The organism is Agriterribacter humi, from assembly GCF_009192765.1.
Lineage (GTDB): Bacteria > Bacteroidota > Bacteroidia > Chitinophagales > Chitinophagaceae > Agriterribacter > Agriterribacter humi.
The window spans coordinates 275869-294900 of sequence record NZ_VOHQ01000005.1; the positions used below are offsets into that span (position 1 = coordinate 275869).

14 protein-coding genes are annotated in these 19032 nt (G+C 39.4%); 11 read left to right on the forward strand and 3 right to left on the reverse strand.

Annotated elements, in window-relative coordinates; genetic code table 11:
• Positions 1 to 44 precede the first annotated feature (44 nt).
• A complete protein-coding gene (locus tag FRX45_RS11310; RefSeq protein ID WP_152268531.1) occupies positions 45 to 983 on the forward strand; it encodes a magnesium transporter CorA family protein in 939 nt (312 codons plus the stop codon).
• A 62-nt stretch (positions 984 to 1045) separates the two neighbouring features.
• Here FRX45_RS11310 and FRX45_RS11315 read toward each other — a convergent pair whose 3' ends face one another.
• Together FRX45_RS11315 and FRX45_RS11320 are read right to left on the reverse strand one after the other, a co-directional pair.
• The gene (locus tag FRX45_RS11315) at positions 1046 to 1507 is read right to left on the reverse strand and encodes an NUDIX domain-containing protein (protein ID WP_152268532.1); all 462 of its coding nucleotides are present in this window, start codon (positions 1505 to 1507) and stop codon (positions 1046 to 1048) included.
• Positions 1508 to 1885: 378 nt separating this feature from the next.
• Positions 1886 to 2659 carry a queuosine precursor transporter gene (locus FRX45_RS11320; protein WP_152268533.1) on the reverse strand — a complete coding sequence of 258 codons (774 nt, stop codon included), beginning with the start codon at positions 2657 to 2659 and terminating at the stop codon, positions 1886 to 1888.
• A gap of 127 nt (positions 2660 to 2786) precedes the next feature.
• On the opposite strand from FRX45_RS11320, the gene FRX45_RS11325 reads away from it, so the two are divergent.
• The 4 genes from FRX45_RS11325 to FRX45_RS11340 all read left to right on the forward strand — a co-directional run bounded on the left by FRX45_RS11325 (position 2787) and on the right by FRX45_RS11340 (position 8327).
• Positions 2787 to 5273: a YfhO family protein gene (locus FRX45_RS11325; protein WP_152268534.1), complete on the forward strand. Its 2487-nt coding sequence runs from the start codon at positions 2787 to 2789 to the stop codon at positions 5271 to 5273.
• Positions 5274 to 5290: 17 nt separating this feature from the next.
• Positions 5291 to 6418, forward strand: a complete 1128-nt coding sequence (locus FRX45_RS11330; RefSeq protein ID WP_152268535.1) for a glycosyltransferase family 4 protein — start codon at positions 5291 to 5293, stop codon at positions 6416 to 6418.
• A gap of 44 nt (positions 6419 to 6462) precedes the next feature.
• Positions 6463 to 7230, forward strand: coding sequence for a class I SAM-dependent methyltransferase (locus tag FRX45_RS11335; protein WP_193311669.1), 768 nt, complete (start codon positions 6463 to 6465; stop codon positions 7228 to 7230).
• 158 nt (positions 7231 to 7388) lie between these two features.
• Positions 7389 to 8327 carry a DNRLRE domain-containing protein gene (locus FRX45_RS11340; RefSeq protein ID WP_152268537.1) on the forward strand — a complete coding sequence of 313 codons (939 nt, stop codon included), beginning with the start codon at positions 7389 to 7391 and terminating at the stop codon, positions 8325 to 8327.
• 82 nt (positions 8328 to 8409) lie between these two features.
• Here FRX45_RS11340 and FRX45_RS11345 read toward each other — a convergent pair whose 3' ends face one another.
• Positions 8410 to 12045, reverse strand: coding sequence for a gliding motility-associated C-terminal domain-containing protein (locus FRX45_RS11345; RefSeq protein ID WP_152268538.1), 3636 nt, complete (start codon positions 12043 to 12045; stop codon positions 8410 to 8412).
• 249 nt (positions 12046 to 12294) lie between these two features.
• On the opposite strand from FRX45_RS11345, the gene FRX45_RS11350 reads away from it, so the two are divergent.
• Genes FRX45_RS11350 through FRX45_RS11375 form a run of 6 tightly spaced genes read left to right on the forward strand, consistent with a single transcriptional unit; the run spans position 12295 to position 18984 of the window.
• Complete coding sequence (locus FRX45_RS11350) at positions 12295 to 12741, forward strand: hypothetical protein (protein ID WP_152268539.1); 447 nt, start codon at positions 12295 to 12297, stop codon at positions 12739 to 12741.
• Between the two features lie 19 nt (positions 12742 to 12760).
• Complete coding sequence (locus FRX45_RS11355; RefSeq protein WP_152268540.1) at positions 12761 to 14020, forward strand: class I SAM-dependent methyltransferase; 1260 nt, start codon at positions 12761 to 12763, stop codon at positions 14018 to 14020.
• A 36-nt stretch (positions 14021 to 14056) separates the two neighbouring features.
• Complete coding sequence (locus tag FRX45_RS11360) at positions 14057 to 15850, forward strand: hypothetical protein (protein ID WP_152268541.1); 1794 nt, start codon at positions 14057 to 14059, stop codon at positions 15848 to 15850.
• Positions 15850 to 16722, forward strand: a complete 873-nt coding sequence (locus FRX45_RS11365; RefSeq protein ID WP_152268542.1) for a GDP-mannose 4,6-dehydratase — start codon at positions 15850 to 15852, stop codon at positions 16720 to 16722. The genes FRX45_RS11360 and FRX45_RS11365 overlap by 1 nt, the downstream gene beginning before the upstream one ends.
• Complete coding sequence (locus tag FRX45_RS11370) at positions 16715 to 17851, forward strand: glycosyltransferase family 9 protein (protein WP_152268543.1); 1137 nt, start codon at positions 16715 to 16717, stop codon at positions 17849 to 17851. Before FRX45_RS11365 ends, FRX45_RS11370 begins: the two co-directional genes overlap by 8 nt.
• Positions 17852 to 17862: 11 nt before the next feature.
• Positions 17863 to 18984, forward strand: coding sequence for a glycosyltransferase family 4 protein (locus FRX45_RS11375; RefSeq protein WP_152268544.1), 1122 nt, complete (start codon positions 17863 to 17865; stop codon positions 18982 to 18984).
• Positions 18985 to 19032: the final 48 nt, after the last annotated feature.

Genomic DNA, 19032 nt, shown 5'->3' on the forward strand with positions numbered 1-19032 from the left:
AAATATTAAATCTCAAATCATAATACCCCTACCTTTGCGCCGCAATGATTCAGTACTTCAAAAATATCAATGGGGTAACCACCGCCATAGAAAAGGCGGATAATGAAACCTGGGTAAATATTTTGCCGCCCCTGAAGCATGAAGAATTTGCTGAAGTATCGGAAACCCTTGAAATTCCTATTGAATTTTTACAGGATTCCTTAGATATTGATGAACGTTCGAGGTTTGAACTGGAAGATAATGTGAAGCTGATCGTGATCAAAACGCCTACTGAAAACAATTCTTTTAACGAAAGCGATGCGTATTATATAACCATACCCATTTGCATCATTCTCACCCATAACCAGATTGTTACCGTTAACTCCTTTGAAAACGGAGCTATTAAAAAATTTCTGAGTACATTCCAGAACAGGAATGCCGGTAAAAAGAACATGATGGTGCTCAAGATATTCGAGAAGATCACACAGGCCTTCATGGAATACCTTAAAGAGATCAACCACCGCAGGAATATCCTGGAACAGCAATTGTATGCCTCTAACCGCAACGAAGAGTTGCTGGAACTGATGCGAATACAAAAAAGCCTGGTGTATTTTGTAACAGCACTGCGTTCCAATGAAATGCTGCTGATGAAATTAGAAAGAACAAATTTTTTAGGATTCAATGAACAGGAGAAAGAGGAACTGGATGATATGGTAGTTGATATGTCTCAGGCACTTGAAATGGCCCATATCTATACCAATATCCTCAGCAGTTCTTTGGATGCTTTTGCCAGCATCATTTCCAACAATCAAAACTCCGTATTGAAACGACTGACTTCCATAACCATCATTTTACAATTTCCCGTATTAATCGCCAGTATATATGGAATGAATGTACCTATCCCCTATCAGCATCAGGCTCACGCATTTTATATCCCTATTATCCTGGCCCTATCTGTGTCTATTATTATGGGCGCCTATTTTATGAAAAAGAAATGGTTTTGATAAGTTGGTTGAGTAGTTGATTTGAAACTGCCCCCTTGTAACTTGTACCCTGCAACCTGTACCTACCATTCACCTCTTCTCACCATCCCCGCCACCACCTTATCTATAGGAAGCGTAACACTTTCTTCGGAAAAATCATTCCAGTCAATAAACCGGAAAGTTTCTGTTTCACCTGTTTGCTCGTATACGTTCATTTGTCTTTGATCAAAATCAAAGGGCTTTAACCGGAGCGGTGCCGAAATAGCAGCCAGAGGCTCGGCAAAATAATAAATGGAAATAATTTGCTGATCGGGTGTAAATGCCGACATCTGAAAGAAATCCGTTGTATAAATGTGATCCGTTACTTTCACTTCGAGGCTCATCTCTTCTATAAATTCCCTTTTCAGGCAATCCCTTGTGCCTTCACCAAATTCGAGTCCTCCACCCGGAAACTTGGTGTAGTAACTGCCGCGGATAAATTCGTCACTCACCAAAACCTGTTTTTTTTCATTGATAAGAATGCCGTAAACCCTGAGATTGAACATAGGAGTTTGTAGTTTTTAGTTTGTTGTTTATAGTTTGTTGTAAAAGTAATAAAAGCCGTTAGCAGCCTGTTTTCGCCTCACCCCAACCCCTCTCCGCCCGGAGAGGGGTTAAAATCCTCTCCTATATTGGCTTTCATTTAGCTTTCAAAGATTTTCTCCGGACACTATTAGTTTTTGTTTATCGTTTGTTTTCTTTTGGATTTGAGTTTTATTTGGTTCTTGGGATTTGATTCTTGGTGCTTTTCAGAAGCAGTCTAACCCTTTCTTCATTTTCACACCAGCCGGCTGGCAGGTTTCCACATTTCCACATTTGTATGGTCTGACGCTCCTGCGTCGCGTATCGACCACACTACATTATCACATTTTCAAATTTTCAAATTATCTCTCCATCGCCGCCTTTTTCATTTTTATTGCTGTTTCCTTACCTACATATTTTTCAATTCTTGCTTCAGCAAAGTAAATAAGGGGAGTTAAAAGAATAGCTATAGTAAATTTATACATATAGTTTACACAGCCAACCGCAATCACCTGCGCCCACGTCCAGTTACTGCCCAATTTAAAGGCAATGGTTAGCACTATAAAACTGTCAATGAGCTGAGATACCAGTGTAGACCCCGTTGCCCTCAGCCATACTTTCTTTTCGCCTGTTGCCCTTTTGATCCGCTGAAATACAAATACATCTACTACCTGGCTTACCAAAAAAGCTACCAGGCTTCCCAGTATAATCCACATGCCCTGTCCGAATATACCGTTAAAGGCTACCTGCATATCCGGAACACCCTGGTTTGCCTTAGATGCCGGCCACCAGTCGGCATAGGGAATATGAATACTGGCATAAAACATAATAAAAGCATAGGATATCAATGCAACAGCCGTATAGCTGATCCTTTTTACGGCTTTGGGTCCGTAATATTCATTTACGATATCCGTCATAACAAATTCCAGTGGCCACAACAGCACCCCGCAGGTAAGGCTGAACGACAGCCCGCTTTGACCGAAAAGGGTAAGGTTTACGGGATCGAAACCGAATAGCTTTTCGAGAGAAAAAATTTTACCTCCAATACACTCCGCTATCAGTGCATTGGCTACAAAAAAAGCCGCAAACCCTATAAATAGTTTGGTTGGCCGATCTTTCAGTATTTGCTGTATCATATTATGCGTTAAAATTAAAGGGAAGATTAAAAATAACATTAATTTGCCGCCTTAAATTTGAATTCCTGTTCCGGGAGAAGTTTTGCTTCTGTGGCCCTGATAAAATCAGCATTAAAATATTCTGAAAGTGAAAAAATTTAACTTCAAAGCACTTGTCCCTCACCTGGTGGCTATAGGCATTTTTTTAGTGGTGTCTGTAATTTATTGCAGGCCTGCCTTAGAAGGAAAAGTGTTGCAACAAAGTGATATTGTGCACTGGGAAGGTATGTCGCACAATTCATTCGAATATAAAAAAGAGAAGGGGCATTTTCCCTTATGGAATACCCATCTGTTTAGCGGAATGCCCAATTACCAGGTAGCTATGGAAGCCCATTCCCTGGTTCCGGATTTTCATACCATACTAACATTAGGACTACCCAAACCCATCAATTTCTTCTTTTTAGCCTGCCTTTGTTTTTATATACTGTGCTGCACCGTTAATATAAAACCTGTTTTGGGTATTATGGGGAGCCTTGCTTTTGCATATGCCAGTTACAATCCTATCTTGATAGCAGTAGGGCATGAAAGTAAAATGTGGGCGATAGCATATATGCCGGGCGTGCTGGCGGGGTTATTGCTCATCTATCAAAAAAGATACCTCTTCGGGCTTGCCGTTACGACTATATTCGCCACCTGGGAAATAGCGTTTAATCACCCCCAGATCAGCTATTACTTTTTTATTACAGCGGGTATTATCACCCTTGGTTATATTGTACAATGGATTAAAGCCAAAGACTGGAAACACCTGGCTATATCGCTTGGTTTGGCTGCTGTTGCCGGGTGCGCCGCGCTTGCCAATTCGGCCATGAGCTTACTTACCACAGCCGAATATGCAAAGTATACCATGCGGGGCGGCAAAACCATTGAAACATCGGGAACGGAAATAAAAAAGGTAGATACAAAAGGATTAGACAAAGATTATGCGTTCAGCTATAGTATAGGCAAAAGTGAAATTCTCACTTTTTTCATTCCGGATGTATTTGGCGGAGGTTCAGGTGAGCACTTCGATGAAGACTCCAAACTGGTAACAGCGCTCACGGAAAAGAATATCCCGGGAGACCAGGCTGTTCAGCTAGCCTATTCCCTCCCCCGCTACTGGGGCGGGATAGAGGAAGGCACCGCAGGCACTATTTACCTGGGAGCCATTATCTGCTTTCTCGCTGTTATTGGACTTATCTTAATAAAAAACCCGGTCAAATGGTGGGTCCTTGCAGCCACAGTTTTTGCGATTTTTATGGCATGGGGAAGAAACTTTTCGGCTTTCAATTCATTTTTGCTGGATTATTTCCCATTGTATAACAAATTCCGTTCACCCAATATGGCATTGGTTATTCCCCAGATGCTGCTGCCCTTGCTGGCTGTTTGGGGATTGCAGCGCATATTTTTTACGGCTAACGGCAAAGACCAGTTGAAGGCGTCTTTTAAACCCATTTTGTATTCCATAGGCGCTTTATTCGGCGTTACTTTGCTGATTTATTTCTTTAACGATTTCAGCAGTGCTTTCGATTCCCGTATTGTGCAGGCATATACCAACCCACAGGATGGCAGTACAGAAATAGGCCGCATGATCGTGAATGCTTTAAAAGTGGAACGAAAGGATATGTTCAGCAGTGGTATTTTACGTGCGCTGTTATTTGCCGGGCTGGTGATTGGGCTATTGTATTTATACCTGAAGAACATTATTAAACCTTTGGCGGCTGTTATTGTTTTTACTGTGATCAATATGATTGACCTTCTGGTAGTTGACAGCAAATACCTGAATACTGATCATTATATGGATGAAGATAGTTACCAGTCAGAAAATTTTACACCAACAGCAGCCGATACGCAGATTCTGCAGGACAAAGACCCGCATTACAGGGTATACCATTTATCGGGCGACAGGTTCAGCGATGCAATCACGGCCTATTTCCACCGTTCCATTGGCGGATACCACGCGGCCAAACTGCGTATATACCAGGATCTCATTGAAACGCAGTTGTCGAAAGAATCATTGAACATGGATGTGCTGAATATGCTGGATACCCGTTATCTTATTATTCCTCCCCAACAGCAGCAACAGGCGCCTGCAGTGCATAAAAATGATGAAGCACTGGGAGCGGCATGGTTCATTAAGCATATTAAATATGTAAATGGTCCTGTAGAAGAAATAAAGGCGCTGAACCAGTTTGGACCAAAAGATACGGTTATTGTTGACAACAGCTTTAAATCAATAACCGGCACCGATCCCGCACCCGATTCTTCGGCTACTATACAGTTAGCAAGCTATGATAATGATGAAATAAAATATTCCACCCAATCCGCTACCAACCAGTTTGCCGTGTTCAGTGAAATATATTACCCGGCGGGATGGAATGCCTATATAGATGGCAAAAAAACGGATTACGCGAAAGTGAATTACGTTTTAAGAGGTATGCCTGTGCCGGCGGGTAAGCATGAAATAGTATTTAAGTTTGAGCCAACCTCCTATTCGAACGGGCAAAAACTCATATACGCCGGCAATGTGCTATTCTTTCTTGCCCTTGCTGGAGGCATTTTTTCTTTATGGAAAAACAGGGAAAAGTTCACTGTATAATTTTAGCAACGAATTGAATGATAAATGTATTAAGTATTGTATCGTATCGTTTTTTACCAGCCTTAATGGGCGGCGAAAAGAATATCAGCATATTTAATAATTATCTTTCAGGCCTGGTGAACCTTAGCTGTGTTACTGTAAAAAAGGTAGAAGTACCTGCTGCTGCCGCATATGATATACTTCCTTTGTTGTCCAACAGTATCATCCGTTATATCAATCCCTTTTATTTTTTCACTATAAAAAAGATCATCCGGCAAAAAAAAGTTAGTCATATTATTTTAGAACATCCTTATTATGGCTGGCTGGGCATTGCTTTGCAAAAACTGCTTGGTATAAAACTGATCATACATTCGCACAATATTGAAGCATTGCGGTTTAAAAGTTTTGGCAAATGGTGGTGGCGCCTGTTGTGGCTGTATGAGAAAGCAGTACATCGCCGGGCTGATATGAATTTCTTTATCACCCGGGAGGATATGAATTATGCCATTAGGGATTTTAAACTAGAGCCCAAAAAATGTACTGTTATTACTTATGGTATAAACTTCAACACCTCTCCTACCCCGCAGGAAAAAACAATTGCCCGGACAACCGTCTGCACTGCGCATCATATTGATCCCGCAGACCTGCTGTTGTTTTATACAGGCACTTTATACTATCAACCCAATTTAAAAGGTTTGGATATTATTCTGGATGAGATCAATCCCCTGCTGCAGCAAAACGAAATTGCGTATACGATAATGATCTGCGGCAATCACCTGCCCGAACGCTACCATAATCTTGAAGCGTATAAAAATAAAAACATCATTTACGCGGGTTTTGTAAAAGATATTGATACTTATTTTAAAGCCGCGGATATTTTTATGAACCCCATCAGTGAAGGAGGAGGTATAAAAACAAAATTGGTGGAAGCCCTGGCTGGCAATACTTCGGCTGTATCCTTTGCCAGCGGAGCCTTTGGCGTTCCGGCTGAATTAACCGGCGGAAAGCTGATCGTTGTGCCCGATGGGGACAGCACAGCACTTTTTGAAGCCATACGGCAGTCTGTAATATTGCTGAAAGAAAATGTTTCAACAGATTTTTACGAACATTTTTACTGGGGCAATATCGTACAAAAAGCATATCAGCATATACTTTCGATAGCCTGATCAGCAGCGCAATGTTTACTTTTGATATTCCAAAGGATTATTTCATGCAATATAAAGAAAGGGTTCCGGACGAATTATTTACCGGTGAACATTACCTCGGCCGGCCGGCCGATATAACGGATAAGATCATTAGCCGCCGCATTAGCCTGCTGGAACAATATCCCGGGTTTACCGGGAAGCAATACACACATCTTGATATAGGGTGTGGCAACGGTGCGTCTATGTTCCTGCTGTCGCAAAAAATGAAATCATGCCTGGGAATTGATATTGTAAATGATTACGAACAGGACATTAATGATTATCTCAAAAAAAACAATATCATCAATTGCCGGTTTCAATGTGTGGATATTGAAAAGGATATTTCACCCTTGCAGCAACAATTCGACCGCATCACCAGTTTTGAAGTAATAGAACATTTGCATGATGAGAACAGTGTATCCATTTACCGGGAGCTTTTAAAAAATGATGGACTGATGGCAATCTCTGTTCCCAACAAGTGGTGGATATTTGAAACGCATGGCGCTAAACTACCCCTGTTACCGTGGAACAGGGTTCCTTTCTTTTCGTGGTTACCCCGCTTTTTGCACGAGCGCTGGGCCAATGCCCGCATTTACACCAAAGGAAGAATTACACGATTGCTCGAACGCAACGGATTCGAAGTGCTGCACAGCAGCTATATTACCGCACCCATGGATGTTTTAAAAGAAGGCAAACTGAAGCGCTTTTTGGTAAAGCATTTCTTCAAAGATGATAGGACCCGATTCCCTTTTAAATCAACTGCGATATTGGTGATTGCGGGGAAGCGGAAATAATAATCATTTCTTATTTTATTCAACTCTTAGGTTGTACCAATCTAAGATGCTTTCAAATCCATTGAAAGGCATAATTGATCGAATAAACATCATATTAAATCTTTATTTCAATTATTTTTCTTTTATTTGTGGTATTATTAAAATCAAACACCTAAACTATGAATTTAAGAACCTCTTCCTTAATTATCCTCTCATTAAGCATACTGCTCTTTACCAATTGCACAAAAGAGGAGATCATAAATAACAAAATTCCCATAGCTGAAGCCGGAGAAAGTCGGGTTATTGAATTACAAGAGAGTGAAGGATCAGCAACCCTCACAGGAACAGGTGCAGATGCAGACGGAAATGTAGTAGCTTATTTATGGAGCCAGATATCGGGGCCCAATGCTTCGGAAATAGTGAACGAAGGAGCCGCTTCAACTGAAGTGAGGAAGCTCATTACGGGAATTTATACTTATCAGCTGATGGTGGTAGACGATGGCGGAGCAACTGGTGTGGATACGGTTTCTTTAACTGTAAAAGGCCCCACAAATTTAATACTTCAGCCTGCAATAAATCCGGATGAAGTAGCAATTTGGGGTAATACTAACGGACTTGACCAGACCGATTCAAATCCTCCAGAATTAGGCGCAGTATCGTGGACATATGGTGGAGCTGTAATAGGCATGAGGTCTGCCTTTAAATTTGATTTAAGTAGCATTCCTGCAACTGCAACCATATTAGATGCCAAGTTATCGCTTTATTCTAACCATAGCCCTCTCAACGGAGGTGTTCCAAATGCAAATTCAGGCCCTGATAATACAATGCTTATTCAACGAATAACAAGCCAATGGAGCGCTAATGCAGTTAACTGGGTTAGCCAACCTTCTACGACTACTAATAACCAAGTTATTATTCCTTCAACAACTCAGCCATATTTAGACCTAATTGATGTTAATGTGACAGAGTTAGTGAAAGGCATGACAGCAGGTAATACAAATAATGGCTTTTCTATTCGCCTACAAAATGAAGTTATATATAATTCAAGAATTTTTTATTCAAGTAGGCATACTGATTCAGGAAAACATCCTAAACTTATTGTGACTTATTCAAACTAATAATTAGTATATCTACTTAGTTATATTAAAATTCTGATGACCACAATCATCAGAATTTTTTATATAATCAATCGTCAGACTGTTAGCGAATCAAGGTTATTAATCCTTTTCTATCAATTGTACCACAAAAGGTTTTTGCTTTTATCACATACACAAAACTGCCTGAAGGCTGCTCAATACCCTTAAAAGTTCCATCCCAGCATTGAGAAGAATTTTTTGCAGTAAAAACCAATTCACCCCAACGGCTATAAACAGAAAATTCCTGTATTTGTATATTCCCCCATTTAGAAAGACCAAAACAATCATTTAGTCCGTCTCCATTAGGTGTAAATGCATTAGGTACAAGGAAAAGCCCCCGGCCATCGGCAGTAACTTTAACGGTTACGCTATCCGTTGCAGGGCAACCATGCTGGCTGGTTCCCGTCACAATAAATGTAGTAGTACTGTCCACAATAGCAACAGGATTGGCCCGGTTCATATCATTAAGATAAATGCCGGGACTCCAGGTATAGACATCTGCACCACTGGCCTGCAATTGCGCAGTACGTACCGTACAATTAATGTCATTTAATTTAAGTGCCGATACTGCAGGAGTTGGATTAACATCAACCCGCACATTCATCAGTGTATCATTATGGCAAATACTTTCGTTTATCCGTACCGTATAGCTGGTTGTTATGGCAGGCGACACCCTTGTAGAGGGCTCCTGGGGACTGTCTACCGAGGTATCCGGTGTCCATTGATACATATCTCCACCACTGGCAGTAAGCATGGCAGACGAACCTTCACAAATTGATTGATCCTGTGAAACGGAAAATTTCGGATAAGGGCGAATGCCCACCTTAACGGAATCTGTATTTGTGCAATTATTAGCATCTGTAACCAATACGCGGTAAACGGCATTTTGCATTGGCAAAGCGGTGGGATTAGAGATAGCGGTATTGTCAAGTGTTGCGGCCGGTGACCACAAATAAGCATTCCCCCCTCCGGCATTTAATTGCAGGGAACTGTTAGAACAGATCAATGTATCATTTGTTATTGTAATAGCTGGCTTGGGCTTTACGGATATAGTAACCATATCCTTTCCACTGCAACCGGCGGCAGTAGTGCCCGTGACAATATACTGAGTGGTATTAACCGGGCTGGCCTGTGGATTGGCAACGTCCGCAGCAGAGAGCCCCGTAGCAGGAGTCCATGAATAACTGCCCGCACCCATAGTATTCAATTGAACAACGCTGCCCTCGCATACGAGCGTGTCATTATTAGTGCGAACAACAGGCGGCTTTTCAATAGTGATAACAACACTGTCGCGTTTAATGGTTACCGGTGCAAAAGAAATATCATCAAGTGCAAAATCATTCCCCCAGGTTAGCGTATTCTTGTTTACAATAGCAATAGTAGCGGTTGTATTATTCCCTGAATTCCATGTGGTATAGAATTGTGTCCACGTGCAAATTGGCAAACTGGCTGTTATAATATCTCCTATATCATTACCATTAATTGAAAAGCTTAATTGTGCCGGATTGTCACGGAATAATGCTTCGATCCATGTTGAAAAGGAATAATTCGTATTGGGCGTAACATTTACCGTTTGTGTCCAAACATTTACACCGGCTTGTGGTGCTCCGTTTACCAAAAGCATATTTCCATTTCCGGAATGATCCGGGCAATCACCTTCCAGATGCGGGTTCCAGGCCTTAGAACTGGGTCCTACAAAATATTCAGCTTCTGTAGTACTAATAGGAGCAAGATTATATTCTGATGTAAACCCTGTGTTGCCTGCGGAAAAATCACCATTTACAATAATATTTGTTCCATAACCATTAGCTAATGAGGTGAGATAGTATGTTGTTGACATATTGGGTGCTGCAATTGGATTAGCAATACCTGTGCTGGAAAGCCCTGCGGCCGGCGACCAGCAATATTTTAAAGCAGGAATAGCATTTAATTGTAAGCTTGATCCTTCGCATATTGTAGTATCATTCGTAATAATAAGACTGTCAACAGCAACCTGAACTGCTATTTGTTTGGTAACACTCACAATATTGCCTCCGAAAGTTTCCAATTTTAATGTAACATCATAATTTCCAAAACCACTATAGGTAGTTGAGGGATTATTTTCACCGGGTGCAACCGGGCCACTCCCAAAATCCCAGTTGATTACCGTGCTGCCAGCCGTTTCATTCCTGAATTCAAAAAGTAAGGGATTACAAACATCCTGTTTGTAGGTAAAGTCGGCAGTTATTGCATATCGCAATAAAAAACTATCCCTGTTGCTGCATCCGTAACCGGTGGTTTCCACCCAGTATATACCTTCATCCTGTACAATTATTGAATCCGTTTTTTCACCTGTATTCCATGTGTAAGTACCTGAAGGATTGTCTGTACCGATTTTAATATCTTCTCCGGGGTTAATGGTAAACGTTTGAATGAGTTTATGCACAGGTTTTGGAACCACCACTACCTGTCTGCAAAAAGAAGATTGAGATGGCAATCCATCGTCAATAGTAAGATTGATATTATAGACGCCCGGAGCATCATAAATAATTGGTGGAGGATTTTCCAGGTTAAAACCCGGTAAACTGGAATTGGTACAACTGGGAAACTCTACACGCGTTATCGTGTTGTTATTAACATTGGTAATAAAAGTATATACTTTATCATTTACCCTGAATAGTTTGGATAAAGAATGAGGAAAATTAAGTGTTCCAATATTTCCCAGCGATATCCCGGATGGTATTCTTTCAAGATCGTTATGAAAATTAAACCTTGCGATATCGTTGCCTGAACCATTAACTGCAAAGCCTACTATTGCGTCACAAAATTTCATTATATAAACATCCCTCGGCGAGTTCAGGGCATTACCCGGATTTCCAAGGTTGAAAGCTATGGGATCATTTAATAATGAGTTACCAAATTCCAACCGGGTAATACCATTATCATGAGCAGTGGTTATAAATGCATACCATTCCCCTTTGTCGGTCAGCACATTTATTCCAGTCGGGTAAATCAGCCCCAATCCCGTATGATTTTCTGCATCAGGTGCATTATCAAGTCCGTTAGCGAAATTAAAGCGGGTTATAGAACCATTTTTATTTACGGTAAATCCATGCCAGTTATTGTTTTCCTTAAACATGTAAAGGTCCAGAGGTTGATACATTGCTCCAAGATTTCCCCAGTCCACAGCCGTTGGCGTATTATTTGAAATATTGGCCCCAAAGTCAATTTTTACGATCTGTGGCACATTGCCATAATCAGGATCTCCACCTACAATAAATATATACCATTTTCCGGTTTCATTTATAATCTGTATTCCCTCTATACGTGTTTTAAGCACGCCGCCAATATTGCCAAGATTTACAGCCGATGGCGTATTGAGCAGACTGCTGCCAAAATCAAGTCTTATTAGTTCAGCAGTTACATGGTTAACCACAAAAACAAAGAAATTACCATCGGCTTCAACAAAATCGCTGAATACCGGCATATTGAGTAAATTACCGGGATTGCCTAAATTGGTGGCCACAGGTGGAGTATTAACTATATCCGCAACGCAAAAATTCCAGTAATAACTTGTTGCACCAGCAGAATGATTGGTAATATTCACCGGTTCAGATATACAAACCGTGTCGGGGGTAGAAAAATTAGCTGTTTGCGCTTTTCCAAAAAAAGGAGAAATAAAACCAGTAATAAAAAAAAGCATCCTGGCGTAGTTTCCCATGGGTAAGGTTGTATGTTAGTGGGTTAAGGTTAATTTCTGCTAAACTACAATTTTCTCTAATATATGCCTGAGTTTTTTATGATGCATAACTGGCAAATTGCCTTCCTGATAATCGCTTCGTTTTAAAACTGCATGTTTTTTGACAGGAATACCAAAATATCAAACAAATTTTCATTTTGTTTGATATTTTAAATCACCAGTTTAAATTCAACAATATAAATTTGCCGGTAACTTAATACCCAAAGTACTATGGCTGAAACATTAGGAATGCTATGCGATAAATTAACCATTGTTAAGCTAAAAGAATATCATACCCAGGATGCCTCACGGCTTGCAAGCCTGGGCGAACAGGCTTTGCTGTTACAGGAGGAAATAGATGAATACCTTAGCCTGGCTGTAAACGGGCAGATTCCTCCGGAACGTCTTACATTTGCCGCCAACAAAGTATTCAAAAAAGAAGGTAATGAAGTAGCCGAGGTAGTTGGAAAAATAGGTGAGGTCTTTTACCAGTTGGCAGATGTGAATTGCCGTTTATGGCATGAACAGGAAAAAGTATATGAATTTGAAAAAGTACCCGTTGAACAGAAAGATGCAGTAGTAAAACAACTGGCGGTATTAAACCTGGAAAGGAATAAGTGCATTGATGCGATCAACCAGCAGCTTATAAACTATATAAAAAAGCAACAGACCACCTAATATAAAGTCATTCAATTTTATGCATATAAAAACGAGAACAACCTGCAGGGTTTGCGGGTCTTCGTCACTAAAAAAAGTAATTGATCTTGGGCCACAGTACTTGCAGGGATCCTTTATAAAACCCGGCAAGGAGATGCCCTCCACCCGCCGGATTTCATGTACATTGGTAAGATGCAACCCCGAAGAAGATGAAAATGCCTGCGGTTTGCTTCAAATGGAACATAGTGTGCCGCCAGAAATATTATATGCCGCATACTGGTACCGTTCGGGCACTAATAATACCATGCGCAATCATCTGAAAGGCGTGGTTGATGCTGTAACATCTATTATTAAAAAGAAGGATGCTATTGTATTGGATATTGGTTGCAATGATGGAACATTATTAAGCTATTATCCAAAAGGCGGAATGAAATATGGCATTGATCCCTCTGATATAGCACAGGAAATAAAGGAAGACGCCATTGTGGTGCAGGATATTTTTCCTTCAAAAAAGCTGGTGGAAGTACTGGAGGGAAAGACCCTTGATGTGATTACTTCCATTGCCATGTTTTACGATCTTGAAAATCCTGTTGAATTCGTAAAAGGCATTAAACAGTTACTTTCTCCTAAAGGCATTTGGGTATTTGAAATGTCGTATATGCCCGATATGCTTAAGCTGGATTCCTTTGATACCATTTGCCATGAGCACCTGGAATACTATAGTCTGGCAGTGATTGAAATTATTTTGAAGAAGGCCGGCATGCGGTTATTTAAGATAGGATTCAATGATATTAATGGCGGAAGCGTTCGCTGCTATGCCACCCATGATACCAACATTACATACGATACCCCTGAAGCCATCCATCTGCTAAATGAAACCCGCCAGGCCGAATTTGACCTTGAGCTGGATACAGATAAACCTTACCAGGCATTCTGGAACAGGATCAGCGTTTTAAAAGAGGAATTACACGGGCTGCTTGTAAAACTAAAATCTGAAGGAAAGAAAATTCATATTTATGGCGCTTCTACCAAGGGCAATACCATTTTGCAATGGTGCAATATAGATAACACAATTATTGATTACGCCGCAGAAAGGAACCCGGATAAGTACGGAGCAAGTACGCTCGGCACCAATATTCCCATCATCAGTGAAGCAGAAAGCAGGGCAATGAACCCTGATTATTACCTCGTATTGCCCTGGCATTTCAAAGAAGAGTTTCTTGAAAGAGAAAAAGAAACATTGGAAAAAGGAATAGGACTGATTTTTCCTTTGCCTAAGGTTACTATACATACAAAATAAAAGAGTGAACAAAAGAAATATCCACAATACCATTTAATGAAAAAAAAAATACTATTTATTTCTCATCCACAAAAAAATTGTGGTGTTCATGAATTTGGCAGGGCTATTTCTGACGCATTACAATCTTCACAACAGTTCAATTTTGTATATATGGAATGCAGCAGCATGGCTGATTTACAGGATGCCATTGATATGCATTCGCCAGTTGCAGTAATATATAACTATCATTTTTCCACCCTGCCTTGGCTTACTCAAAAGATTATTCATACAAAACACAAACCACTAAATCGTCATATTTCTATTCCTCAGATAGGCATTATGCATGAAGTAACCCAGGAGAAAGCGGATACCGCGACTAGTGCACTTTTTAATTACTATATCGCACCAGACCCCACATTATTGTTAAAAAATCCTATAGTATTTAAAACAGGACGGTTGATTCCGGAATATAATAATCCTTTTACTATACCTGATAAGCCCGTTATAGGTAGTTTTGGATTTGCCACCCCCAATAAGGGTTTTGAAGAAATAGTTGAAGCTGTACAAAATGAATTTGACATCGCCGCTATCCGGTTTAACATTCCTGCAGCTGATTTTGGTGATCGCGATGGAAGCAATGCTGCCAAATTGGAAAAGAAATGCAATCAACTTATTAAAAAGCCTGGTGTTACCCTAATCGTTACACATGATTTTTTAGAACAGAAGGAGATTTTGGATTTTCTTGCCCAAAATTCCATTAATGTTTTTTTATACCAGGATAAAATCAATCGTGGATTATCTAGCACACCTGATTATGCTTTAGCCGTAAATCGTCCGCTTGCCGTTTCAGATAGTATTATGTTCCGCCATCTTCACACCGTAAGCCCGACAATAGTGTATGGACAGTCTACATTAAAACAAATTATAAAAAACGGTATAGACCCTTTAAAGGAAATTCAAACCGATTGGAATCATATTACGCTTGTATGGGAATATGAAAGAATTATAAAAGCCATACTGAAAAAAGAAGAGCAAAAAAAATACAACAAGCAAAAAAACACCTGGTCAACTGTAAAAACACAAATCAGAAACTTCCTGGGGCTTCAACAAAATAAATTTACATGGTTAAGAAATACTGAAGCAGCAACTGATGATATCTTAACCGTTGATCCTTCCCAAAAGTATATACCTGTTCATCTTCCGGCACCAAACGTATTCAACCGGATACTTGATAATAATGCACGCCTGTTATACAAACCTGCTATCAAAAAATTAGAAGAACTGGTTCCACTTACGATGGCAAAAAAAATATCTGAAGCAAATGTGCAGCAGGCTTTTGTATTTGATACAGTATACCGGCTAAGCGCAAATTATAAGAACTCTAAAATTCTTTGTGTTGGCAGCTATGAAGATACGGCAGCCATGTCGTTGAAAAGATTAGGATTTGAGGTTGAAGAAATTGATCCCGTACTGAATTATTACTTGCAGGAGTTCTTTTCCAAACCAACTACTATTAAAAACTCCTATGATATTATTTTTTCCACCTCAGTTATAGAGCATGACCCTGATGACGAGTCCTTTATCAAATGTATAGAAGGCTTATTGGCTCCGCAAGGAATAGCCATACTCACCTGCGATTATAAAGATGGCTGGCAACCGGGTGAACCCAAACCTGATGTTGATGCCCGGTTTTATACAAAGTATGATCTCACAACAAGATTGCTTTCATATATTCCGGAATGTAAACTTATTGATAACCCACATTGGGAATGTAAAAATCCAGATTTTAATTATCTTGGTAAATATCAATATACGTTTGCCACTTTTGTAATACAAAAGACGAAATTGTAATGACAGCAATAATATTCGGCGCAAATGGTCAGGATGGATTTTATCTTTCCGCACTTTTGCAAAAAAAAGATATTGAAGTTTTACCTGTGTCACGTAACGGAACTTCAATTAAGGCCGATGTTGCAAACAGGGAAGAGGTTAAGACGTTAATCAGAAATTACAAACCAGATTACATCTTTCACATGGCCGCAAATTCCACTACCCGGCATGATGCTTTGTTTGAGAATCATGCAACTATTTCTACAGGCACCCTAAATATACTTGAAGCTGTAAAAACGATTCATCCAACTGCTAAAGTTTTTATATCAGGCAGTGGACTGCAATTCAAAAATGAAGGAAATCCTATTAAAGAAACTGATCCTTTCGAAGCCAGAGATGCATATTCTGTAAGCCGTATCCATTCGGTATATGCAGCAAGATATTATCGTTCACTGGGCATCAAAACCTATGCAGGCTACTTTTTTAACCACGACAGTCCCCGGCGAACGCCCAGGCATATCAGTAAAATGATAGCCAACGCTGTTAGCAATATATCGAAAGGAAAAGAAGAAATGATTGAGATTGGAGATATGTCTGTAAAAAAAGAATGGGGATTCGCCGGAGACATCGTAGAGGCGGTATGGACACTTGTACAACAGGATGATATTTCAGAAGCAGTATTGGGAACGGGCGAAGCATACTCCATAAAAGACTATATTGAAAAATGTTTTGCTGTTATAGGCAAAGACTGGACAAAATATGTTAAGGCGAAGGAAGGTTTCACCGCTGAATACTCTCAACTGGTTTCGAACCCAGCTACCATCTTTTCTTTGGGATGGCAGCCCAAAACTTCATTTACTGAACTGGTAAAACTCATGCTTAACCATGAATAATCCAGCCGGGAAAAATAAAATTTTACTGGTACAGCTTTTCTCAAACGGAGATTGTTTGTATGCCACAACCATCGCCAGACAGATAAAGCAGGACTATCCGGGTTGTCATTTAACCTGGGCCGTTGCCGGTTTTTGCAGAAGTATAATCGAAGGCAATCCCTATATTGATGCAATACTTGAAATAAATGATGTTCCCAAGAATGATGTGGCTGCTTTTAGGAGACTAAAAAAGAGATTGCATACTGAAAAAAGAAGTGGCTTTTGGAAAGAACTGTTTATTACTCAGAACATGGATGAAAATCAGGCATATTATGACGGTTGTATTAGAACAGGTATTTTCCGTTCTTATCCACATCCAGTAACTGTAGATATAACCCCGGTGATAAGACTTACTGAAAAAGAAAAAGAAAAAACTTGTGCTTTTGTAAAAGCACATGACTTGGAAAATTATCAGTACCGAGTTTTATTTGAATTCGCACCGCAAAGTGGACAATTACCAATTACTAAAGAGTTTGCCGTAAAACTAGCTGAAAAAATAGTTGAGAATACTGATATCGCCGTGATTTTATCATCTGCGCTTAAAATTAATCATCCCAATAAGAGGATTATTGATGGCAGCACTTTAACATTAAGAGAAACGGCAGCGTTAACATTTTACTGCACGCATTTAATTGGATGTTCAAGCGGCATTACCTGGATTAGTACGTCTGATCATGCAAAATTACTTCCAATGATTCAATTAGTAAATCCGAATACAGATTGGGTAAATCCGGTAAGCAGAGATTTCCAAAGACATGGTAAATCAACTGATAACATTATTGATTTACTCAATTTAGATCAACAAAATATCATATGCTGCCTTCAGCTATGTCTGACAGATTTTCCTGCTGCAAAACGGAAATACAATGAAATTATTCCCGTTCGGTTCAAAACCACTAAAAAAATCGTATATAACCTCATCTGTTATTTTCAATTTAAAGCTATTATAAAACACATTAAGGTAAATGAAGAAGTGTACGGAAATAATTGGAGTTTTTATAAACAAGTAGTTTTAGCATTCTTGTTTTTTCCATTAACGTTGCTCCGTAATTTTCTTACCAAAAGAATTTTAACGCCATTTAAATCTTAGAATTTAATTAAATGAAGATAGTCGTAAATACACGCTTACTCCGCAAAGATCAAATGGATGGTATTGGCTGGTTTACATATAATACGCTCAAGAAAATTACAAAAGAAAACCCTGATATTGAATTTCATTTCTTGTTTGATTCGGGCATTGATAAGAGGTTTTTATTTTCAGAAAATATCATTCCTCATAATTTATTTCCACCAGCAAAACATGCTTTGCTTAATATCATGTGGTTTGAATGGAGTGTTAAAAAAGTTCTCAAAAAAATAGAACCCGACCTTTTTCTTTCGCCAGACGGAATCCTATGTCTAGGATGGAAGGGCAAACAATACAGCGTTATACATGATCTTAATTTCGTCCACATTCCAGAAGTATTAAAATATAGCAATAGAAAATATTATAATTATTTTTTTCCACGTTACACAAAAAAAGCCGACAGGATAGGAACCGTTTCAGAATATAGCCGACAGGATATTATCAATACTTATAAGACTAATGGAGAAAGGATTGATGTTCTTTATAATGGTATTAATTCGTTTTATCACCCTGTAGACAGTAATATTAAAATACAAACACGCAACAAATATACACAAGGAGAAGATTATTTTGTTTTTATTGGCACCCTTAGCCCAAGAAAGAACATACTAGCTCTCATGAAAGCCTTTGAAATATATAAATCAATAACTAATAAAGCTACCAGGTTGATAATAGCTGGCAGCGGAATGTATAAAACGAATGAATTAGTAGCTTATAAAAGTGAAATGTTATTTGGTAAGGATGTGATTTTTACCGGTCGATTAACTGATAGAGATCTAAATGATGTACTTGCATCCGCTCTAAGTCTTGTTTTTGTTCCGTTATTCGAAGGTTTTGGAATACCTGTTATAGAAGCAATGCAATGTGATGTCCCTGTAATTGCCTCAAACGTCACTTCATTGCCTGAAATAATAAGTGACGCAGGGCTTCTCGTGAACCCTGAAAATATACGCGAGATAGCCGGAGCTATGATAAAAATAGATGAAGAAAAAACGCTTCGAAAAGAATTAATTCAAAAAGGCCGTATAAGAAAAACTTTTTTTTCATGGGATAAAACATCAGATCTTTTGTGGGATAGTGTAAAAAAAATATTATGATTTTATAAAACATCCAAAACAAATCTATTGTTACTACACCAAACTGAT

What these genes read in the sequence shown, in the direction of transcription:
- FRX45_RS11345 (WP_152268538.1), bottom strand. Translation starts at nt 12,045, where the DNA reads ATGGGAAACTACGCCAGGATGCTTTTTTTTATTACTGGTTTTATTTCT.
- FRX45_RS11365 (WP_152268542.1), top strand. Translation starts at nt 15,850, where the DNA reads ATGACAGCAATAATATTCGGCGCAAATGGTCAGGATGGATTTTATCTT.
- FRX45_RS11320 (WP_152268533.1), bottom strand. Translation starts at nt 2,659, where the DNA reads ATGATACAGCAAATACTGAAAGATCGGCCAACCAAACTATTTATAGGG.
- FRX45_RS11310 (WP_152268531.1), top strand. Translation starts at nt 45, where the DNA reads ATGATTCAGTACTTCAAAAATATCAATGGGGTAACCACCGCCATAGAA.
- FRX45_RS11375 (WP_152268544.1), top strand. Translation starts at nt 17,863, where the DNA reads ATGAAGATAGTCGTAAATACACGCTTACTCCGCAAAGATCAAATGGAT.
- FRX45_RS11370 (WP_152268543.1), top strand. Translation starts at nt 16,715, where the DNA reads ATGAATAATCCAGCCGGGAAAAATAAAATTTTACTGGTACAGCTTTTC.
- FRX45_RS11335 (WP_193311669.1), top strand. Translation starts at nt 6,463, where the DNA reads ATGCAATATAAAGAAAGGGTTCCGGACGAATTATTTACCGGTGAACAT.
- FRX45_RS11355 (WP_152268540.1), top strand. Translation starts at nt 12,761, where the DNA reads ATGCATATAAAAACGAGAACAACCTGCAGGGTTTGCGGGTCTTCGTCA.
- FRX45_RS11360 (WP_152268541.1), top strand. Translation starts at nt 14,057, where the DNA reads ATGAAAAAAAAAATACTATTTATTTCTCATCCACAAAAAAATTGTGGT.
- FRX45_RS11340 (WP_152268537.1), top strand. Translation starts at nt 7,389, where the DNA reads ATGAATTTAAGAACCTCTTCCTTAATTATCCTCTCATTAAGCATACTG.
- FRX45_RS11330 (WP_152268535.1), top strand. Translation starts at nt 5,291, where the DNA reads ATGATAAATGTATTAAGTATTGTATCGTATCGTTTTTTACCAGCCTTA.
- FRX45_RS11350 (WP_152268539.1), top strand. Translation starts at nt 12,295, where the DNA reads ATGGCTGAAACATTAGGAATGCTATGCGATAAATTAACCATTGTTAAG.
- FRX45_RS11315 (WP_152268532.1), bottom strand. Translation starts at nt 1,507, where the DNA reads ATGTTCAATCTCAGGGTTTACGGCATTCTTATCAATGAAAAAAAACAG.